The sequence below is a fragment of the Prevotella sp. TCVGH genome, from assembly GCF_023522295.1.
Classification (GTDB): domain Bacteria; phylum Bacteroidota; class Bacteroidia; order Bacteroidales; family Bacteroidaceae; genus Prevotella; species Prevotella timonensis.
Map to the genome: position 1 here is coordinate 1 of NZ_QFFX01000094.1, position 7,318 is coordinate 7,318.

Here is a 7,318-nt window from a genome sequence, read left to right on the forward strand (position 1 = left end):
TGAAGAGATAATAATTCAGCAGACCCTAATTAACTTCAAACCACCAAGACAATGAGAAGTACATTCAAGATACTGTTTTACATCAACAGACAGAAGACAAAGGCAGACGGCAACACCGCCATTCTCTGCCGTATCACCATAGACGGAAAGAGCACCGCCATTACCACAGGAGAAGAGTGTAAAGCCTCCGAGTGGAACGCCAAGCAGGGTTTGACGACTGACAGGAAGACCAATCAAAGAATCAATGAGTTCAGGGATTTGGTGGAAAAGACCTATCGGAACATTCTTGTAAAGGATGGAGTAGTAAGTGTGGAACTTGTAAAGAACCGCTTACAGGGTATTGCCACTAATCCGACCACGCTCCTTGCCATGAGCAGGGCGGAACTGCAAGCAGTCAAGGAAAGTGTTGACAGATCAAGGGCAGAGGGAACTTACCTGAACCTGTTCTATTCTGACAGAAATCTCCGTGAATTTGTAGAAAACAAAGGAGAACAGGACATACCCATCGGAACAATTACAGAGGACTTGTTCGAGGAATACCGCTTCTTTCTCAAAAAACGTGGGCTGAAAGCATCCACCGTCAACAGCAACCTCTGCTGGCTGAGCCGACTGATGTTCCGTGCGGTCAGCAAGAGAATTATCCGCTGCAATCCGTTTAAGAATACCAAGTATGAGAAAGAGGAAAAGAAGATACGCTTTCTGCAAAAGAGCGATGTGATGAAACTTATGGCAATGAAGATGAACGACAAGGAAGCGGAGCTGGCAAGACTGATGTTTGTCTTTTCCTGCTTCACAGGCTTGGCTATCTCAGATATGGAGAATTTGGAATACAAGCATATCCAAACGGCAGCGGACGGACAGATGTACATAAGAAAGGAACGTCAGAAGACCAAGGTTGAGTTCATCGTGCCGTTACATCCCATAGCTGAAGCCATCATCAGCCATTGTAGGAAAGAGCAGGAAAGAAGCGAGGAACATCTGATGGTGAAAGAAAAGGGCGACCGCCTTGTCTTTCACCGTGATTGCAGCCGTAGTGTCATGGATACCAAGCTGAGCATCGTGGGAAAGGCTTGCGGTATCAGAGAGCGTTTGTCCTACCACATGGCTCGTCACACATTCGGCACGATGAGTCTGAGCGCAGGAATCCCTATCGAGAGTATAGCCAAGATGATGGGACACGCCTCCATATCAAGCACTCAAATTTATGCGCAGGTGACGGATAGTAAGATTTCGGAGGACATGGACAGGCTTATCGCCAGGTACAAGGCGAAGGACAAAAATACCGTAAATGCAGATGTGGAAGCAACAACAGACACAAAGACAATTCCCTTTGCTGTCAATTCAAATGGCAGAAAGGAGGAAACGGCATGAATACGAGCTATAAATCAAAAACAAAGACCAGCACGGACAATAATCGCAGTTACTTTGATTGGGGTTGCAATATGCAAGTCATCCGCAAGGGAATCGGAGACATAGCCATGACGGAGGGAGAACTTACAAGGTTCTTCGGAGTAACGTGGAGAAAACTTAATCATAGACTGCAAACACTTATGAAATCCTCCACCTTGCATCCCGATGAGAGGGGTGCAGGTGAAGAGCCTGTTTTCATCAGCGGACAATTGAAAGGCTATGCGCCACTCTATCCGCTTCCTATCATCATTGCCCTGTCCTTTCTGTTGGACAGCACGGAAGCACATTTGTTCAGAAAGTACATCAGTAGAAAATTGCAGGCAGAGACTGCCATTGTAACGCCAATCTTCCTGTTGAGCAATACCAAGAACCGATGAATATATTTCCTTTTTTTTCACCGATATTATCCTACTACATAACTACAATATGAGGTAATATAGTGAAAGAAAAGGATTAGAATGTAGTTAGAAATTATCCTACATGTTACTACTTTTTGACTACATATTAATGTTGAAATATTTTCAAATAAACTCTATTGTGGTATTGTGTATAATTAAGGGACGGTATTTGATGACGCATTTCAGACCATAACACGGTTGCTGTAACTATTCAGCGGTTATTAAAGTTGAATATCAGCAACTTATAAGCACAACATTGTGGTTAAAAACCTCAAAATGACATTATTCGCTTGATTTTGTTTATATCTAATTCTGTAACTTGCTGATAATCAATGATAATTTATATGCCTTACCGCTGAATAGTTACACGTGCTGCTCTGCAGTTAAATTTTCAAAAAAAATGGAAAAATAATTGTTTGCTTTGTTTTTTATTGTTATCTTTGGCGCGAAATACAATTTTTGAGGAGGAATGATTTTTATGAAATATGTTTTTATTTCGATATTAACAATTCTTTTGGTTAGTTGTCAAGAAGAAGACGCTAATCATCTTTTGCGTTATTCCATGAAAGATGGAATGATTTTGTATACACAAGAAGATGTGTGTAATTATGAAAGCGCAAACTCTTTTTTAAATGCAGAGAGCAATTTTAGAAAAAAGCCCGAAGATGTCGTAATAAATCAAGACTCTAAGAAAGATTCGACATATGGATATGACGAAATATTGTCAGTTTCTTGGGAAAGAGCAAAATTTGGGAAATGGATAGAAAAATATAATTTGGACAAAAAAAAGACATATTTTGTGCAAACCATTAAAGTTATTAAACTTATTCCGTCTTCTGGTGAATATGCTCTAACAGAAGGTTTCTATAATGATTATAATAAAGATTCTATTGGAGTAAATCTAAATACAGGGAAGAGGGGATTCATTGTTTCTTCTAGCAACACAAATGGTAGATATGAAGCGTATACTATTATGAAAAAGATTGGATATGATGATAATGGAAACAGTGTCGGTTTTTACTATCCAATTAAACCATCAAATATTAAATGGAAATATTTTAAAATCAAAACAATATGGTGATGAAAAAACTTTTCTTATTATCAATTATGGCTTTTGCCATATCAGTAACATCATGTACTAACGATTCACAAGACGAATTGGTTTCAAATGGTACTGCATTATCAAAGCGAACTGCAGAAGATGCAAATACAGTGATTACGGACAAAGGTGAGTTGATTCACCTTGAAGACACAACTGTATACACGGCTAAACTTTCTGACTTTATTTCAACTACTAATTCTGAGCCCGACGCTTGGAGTTCCAATCAAACACGAGCTTCAAACGATTCGTATCCCAAGAAAATAACGGTAAAAGGGTTTGATCGCAAAGAACAATTTGGTGGGTATAAAAAAATGATTTTTTCAGATGCAGAAAAATATGGTTTATACAAAGGCAGTATATATTTAGTATGCTTTTATAAGATATATAAAGACTTAGCCCAAAGTAACAATGAGAGTATTAAACCTAGAAACTATAACACAAACCCAGATGATGTTGCAATGGGATGGGCACCAGATGAATATGACAAAAACGGTAAATTAATAAAAGGCTTCACAAATACAACGAATAGTATAAATGGTTTTGTAACAGCATCAACCATCTTACGTTATGTGAAGTGTGACATAAGTGGGGCTTCTTATGATAGATTTATCCCTTATACTCCTCAAAATTTAGTTTGGCAGTATGTTTTAAACTATTCTGAGAGTTGGGATTAATTAGATATTTATGTAAGGATTAATGTATAAAAAATGATATTTGTATTTTTACGAATATCATTTTTTATACAACCTGTTTCGTAATAGTTTTATAAAATTAAAGTAATCGTCTGAATTAAGTCCTCATTCATAGTGTAAGCCTCGTACTCCTTTCCTTTATGCTCAAACACCACATTTAATTATCCACATATTATGTTTGCAGGAAGACTGTCAAGAGTCGTTGCATTTTAATTGCAGCTTTTATCGCCTCAAAACACTATAAATAAGACGACTTCGTTCGGATGTTACATGCGGAGGATTCTCCTTGATTTATTTTCCATCACTTATAATTATCTTCCAACATCTTCTCCAAATCCGAAGCCTTGTAGAGAATCTTCCCTGCAAATTGTGTGTAGGGAATAATTCTCCTGTCCCGATAGTCTTGCAAGGTGCGAGGGCTGATATACAGCCGCTCGCATACTTCCTTACCCGTCAGGAAATGCTCACCGCCAAACAGCGGTTTGTGTGTCTGTGCCACTTCCTTTATCCGTCTGTTCACTCCCTCAACTGCGGAGAGCACCACCAGCATATCGTCCGCATCCATGTTCAAGTCTCTTACCTGTTCCATATTTCTCTTTCCTTATTTGTTATTTTTAAATTTGTCTTTTCGATTTATCCGATTTGGTTTGGAGCAATAGCTCCACATCCTCACGCCTGTAATAGCACTTATGCCCGATTTGCGAGAAAGGCAACACACCTGTATCCCGATGGTGCTGCAATGTGCGCTTGCTGATGTTAAGCAACTTGCATACATCACCGTTGTGCAGCCAATCGGTGTGCTTGCTTTGTTCCCCGAATACCTTGTGGCAGGTCTCGGCAAGACAGAGAATCTCATTCTTGAGCCTTGTCCAATTTGAATCCGTAATGATAAAATATCCCATAGTTTTATAATTGTTTTGTTTGTAATTCCGTCTTATTGGTATTGACAATACCTTTGCCTGTTCTGCGTTTCACCGCACGTTTATGCCTGCAAAAATATGATGAGTTTGTCATACTTCAAAGCAGCAGGGAACAGCAGGGAAATATCGGGAATTTCAAGGAAAAGCTAACGCATTTTATCGGCAGCCGTTTGCACCTTCTTACCCTGTTTTCTTCTTTCACCGTCCGTTGGGTACAAAGATACGGTGATGCATCTCCTATTCAATCGTTTTTCGCCCAAGTGGCAGCTTGTGGCACTCTTGGTGTAAACAAACGCTACCTTATTTCTGTGCTGATACTATTGTTTGCAATATCGGTGCAGAATACCGCATACATGCGCAAAAGGTACACTCCTGCCTCTGCCTTTTCTTGTTATTTTATCATCTTCTTTGACTTAGTTTTAGTTTAAATCAGTCTTTTCTCTCTCTATTTCCATAAAAATCCATGAGAAATTCATAGCCAATGAGTGCAACATTATGCAAGCACTCCCCGAATGCTTGGAACTTTCCCATTCTCTTCGTAACTTCACTCTTGGAAACCAAACCAAGCAGATAATGAAAAAGAATGCAGATAAAGGCAAATCGGAGGGCGAAAACAATATGCCCAAGCAAAGGAAGACTTCCTCAAAAAACGGTGAGATAGAAACCTATCTTTCCTCTCGCTATGAGTTCAGATACAACACGGTGTTGGGAAGAACTGAATACAGGGACAAGGACGATACTCACTTCTCAAAAGTGGGTCGCTATGAAATCAACACGCTCCGCAGGGAACTTGACAACGATGTGGGGATTATCACATCTTCCGACAACCTCTATTCCATCATCGAGAGCAGCTTCTCGCCACGCATCAACCCCATACAAGAGTATTTCAAAGCGTTGCCCTTGCTGGATATAGGCAGTAGTTGTAGTAACACTAACGAATACAATAGTTGCCGCAATGCTTCCTCCCTTTCACTGAAAGCCATTCCTGACTTGGCAAGTTGCGTAGTTGTTCGCAACTCTGACAAGTGGCTGCCGTACCTTACTAAATGGCTCGTAGCAGTGGTTGCCAATGCCATGGACAACCGTGAGTGCCGTAACCATACCTGTCTTGTACTAACAGGCGAGCAGGGCAAGTTCAAGACAACGTTCCTTGACTTGCTTTGTCCTCCTGCTTTGCATGGTTACAGCTACACGGGCAAGATATATCCGCAGGAGAAGGACACACTTACCTATATCGGGCAAAACCTCATCGTAAACATCGACGACCAACTTAAAGCCCTCAACAAGCGTGACGAGAACGAACTGAAAAACCTCATCACCTGCCCGATGGTCAAGTATCGTATGCCCTATGATAAATATGTGGAGGAACACCCCCACTTGGCAAGTTTCGTGGCATCGGTAAACGGCAACGACTTTCTTACAGACCCTACAGGAAGCAGACGCTTCCTGCCCTTTGAAGTGCTTTCCATAAATATTGAGAGAGCAAAAGCTATCTCGATGGACAATGTTTATGCGGAAGCCAAAGCCCTGTTAAAGTTAGGTTTTCGCTATTGGTTTGATGATGACGAGATTGCCGAACTATATAGAGAGAGTGAAGACTTTCAAGTACAAACTGCAGAGATGGAGCTTTTGTTGCGTTGTTTTAAAAGCCAACGGAGGATGAAAGTTATTCGTTAATGACCACTACGGAGATACTTACCTATTTGGGTATTTATACTCACCAATCACTTGTTGCCAAGCGTATGGGCGAAGCCTTGAAGAAAGCAGGATACATAAAGGTGAGCAAACGAAGAAACGGAGGTAGCCCCATCTATGTCTACAAAATTAGGAAAATCTTGCCCTGCCCGCTCCTTAAAACTTGTAGTAGCCAAATGTAGTAGAATGTGTAGTATTGTCTTATACTACAAAGTAACACTGATTATCAATCACTTATCACAAAATAGTATGTAGTAAGAAGAAAGATGAAAAAGTTTGGAGGGGGAAAACTTTGGAAACAGTAAAACCATAAAAACAGACAAATATAAATAATTATCATTCAACCCATTAAAGTATCAAAGCAATGAAAGAAGAAGATTTATCACGCATCAAGCAATACCCCATCGTGGAGTATCTTGAAAGGAAAGGCATCAAGCCTGTACGTAGGACACCTTCCTATGTGCTGTACCGCTCACCACTCAGAGAGGAAACGCATCCGAGTTTTAAGGTGGACACACAGAAGAACCTCTGGATAGACTATGCCGAAGGTAGGGGCGGAAGTATTATTGACCTCTGTATGCGTTTGGAGAGCTGCACGCTATCGGAAGCCATTTGCCGTTTGGAACAAAACGCTTCCGATAATATAACATATAGTTCTCGTAAAGACTTCGTGCCAAATAATTCCCAGCCTGTGATGGCTGTAAATGGAGCAAGGAGACTGATAGAAATATCAGACACCCTGCCACCACATTTGCAGGAATATCTTACGAAGGAACGCTGCATTGACATGGAAAAGGCTATACCTTTCCTCAAATGTATCAGCTATGAGGTAAGGAGCAGACTCTATCAAGCCATCGGCTATGCTAATCTCTCTGGCGGCTATGAGCTTCGTGACGACAAGACGTTCAAGGGAACGATAGCTCCGAAGGACATTACTCTGATATTTACGGACAAACAGACAAAACACGCAATAGACAAGCCACTGCCTGTATGCGTGTTTGAGGGCTTTATGGACTTCCTCTCCTTTCTTTCAATGAAAGAGGAGATAGCCAGCCACTGCCTTGTGATGAACTCCGTAAGCAATGTGGCAAGAACTGTCCG

Annotated in this window: 7 protein-coding genes and 2 pseudogenes; 7 read left to right on the forward strand and 2 right to left on the reverse strand. The window is 40.7% G+C overall.

Annotated elements, in window-relative coordinates; genetic code table 11:
- Nucleotides 1-51 precede the first annotated feature (51 nt).
- From DEM91_RS11660 to DEM91_RS11675, 4 genes are all read left to right on the forward strand, one after another.
- The gene (locus tag DEM91_RS11660) at nucleotides 52-1,371 is read left to right on the forward strand and encodes a site-specific integrase (protein WP_025064807.1); all 1,320 of its coding nucleotides are present in this window, start codon (nucleotides 52-54) and stop codon (nucleotides 1,369-1,371) included.
- The gene (locus DEM91_RS11665) at nucleotides 1,368-1,787 is read left to right on the forward strand and encodes a hypothetical protein (protein ID WP_025064808.1); all 420 of its coding nucleotides are present in this window, start codon (nucleotides 1,368-1,370) and stop codon (nucleotides 1,785-1,787) included. Before DEM91_RS11660 ends, DEM91_RS11665 begins: the two co-directional genes overlap by 4 nt.
- Nucleotides 1,788-2,277: 490 nt before the next feature.
- A complete protein-coding gene (locus DEM91_RS11670) occupies nucleotides 2,278-2,889 on the forward strand; it encodes a hypothetical protein (protein WP_021670382.1) in 612 nt (203 codons plus the stop codon).
- Nucleotides 2,889-3,584 (forward strand): hypothetical protein, encoded by a 696-nt coding sequence (locus DEM91_RS11675; RefSeq protein WP_036870658.1) that lies wholly within the window; start codon nucleotides 2,889-2,891, stop codon nucleotides 3,582-3,584. Before DEM91_RS11670 ends, DEM91_RS11675 begins: the two co-directional genes overlap by 1 nt.
- 319 nt (nucleotides 3,585-3,903) lie before the next feature.
- Here the strand turns inward: DEM91_RS11675 and DEM91_RS11680 are convergent, their stop codons facing one another.
- Together DEM91_RS11680 and DEM91_RS11685 are read right to left on the reverse strand one after the other, a co-directional pair.
- Nucleotides 3,904-4,191, reverse strand: coding sequence for a helix-turn-helix domain-containing protein (locus DEM91_RS11680; protein WP_021670380.1), 288 nt, complete (start codon nucleotides 4,189-4,191; stop codon nucleotides 3,904-3,906).
- 12 nt (nucleotides 4,192-4,203) lie between these two features.
- Nucleotides 4,204-4,504: pseudogene (locus DEM91_RS11685) on the reverse strand (helix-turn-helix domain-containing protein).
- Nucleotides 4,505-4,539: 35 nt separating this feature from the next.
- On the opposite strand from DEM91_RS11685, the gene DEM91_RS11690 reads away from it, so the two are divergent.
- The 3 genes and pseudogenes from DEM91_RS11690 to DEM91_RS11700 form a co-directional block, all read left to right on the forward strand.
- Nucleotides 4,540-4,950 carry a hypothetical protein gene (locus tag DEM91_RS11690; protein WP_115367875.1) on the forward strand — a complete coding sequence of 137 codons (411 nt, stop codon included), beginning with the start codon at nucleotides 4,540-4,542 and terminating at the stop codon, nucleotides 4,948-4,950.
- Between the two features lie 145 nt (nucleotides 4,951-5,095).
- A pseudogene (locus DEM91_RS11695) lies at nucleotides 5,096-6,399 on the forward strand (VapE domain-containing protein).
- Between the two features lie 182 nt (nucleotides 6,400-6,581).
- Nucleotides 6,582-7,318, forward strand: a 737-nt coding sequence (locus DEM91_RS11700) for a CHC2 zinc finger domain-containing protein (RefSeq protein WP_249859034.1), incomplete at its 3' end; no start/stop codon positions are given.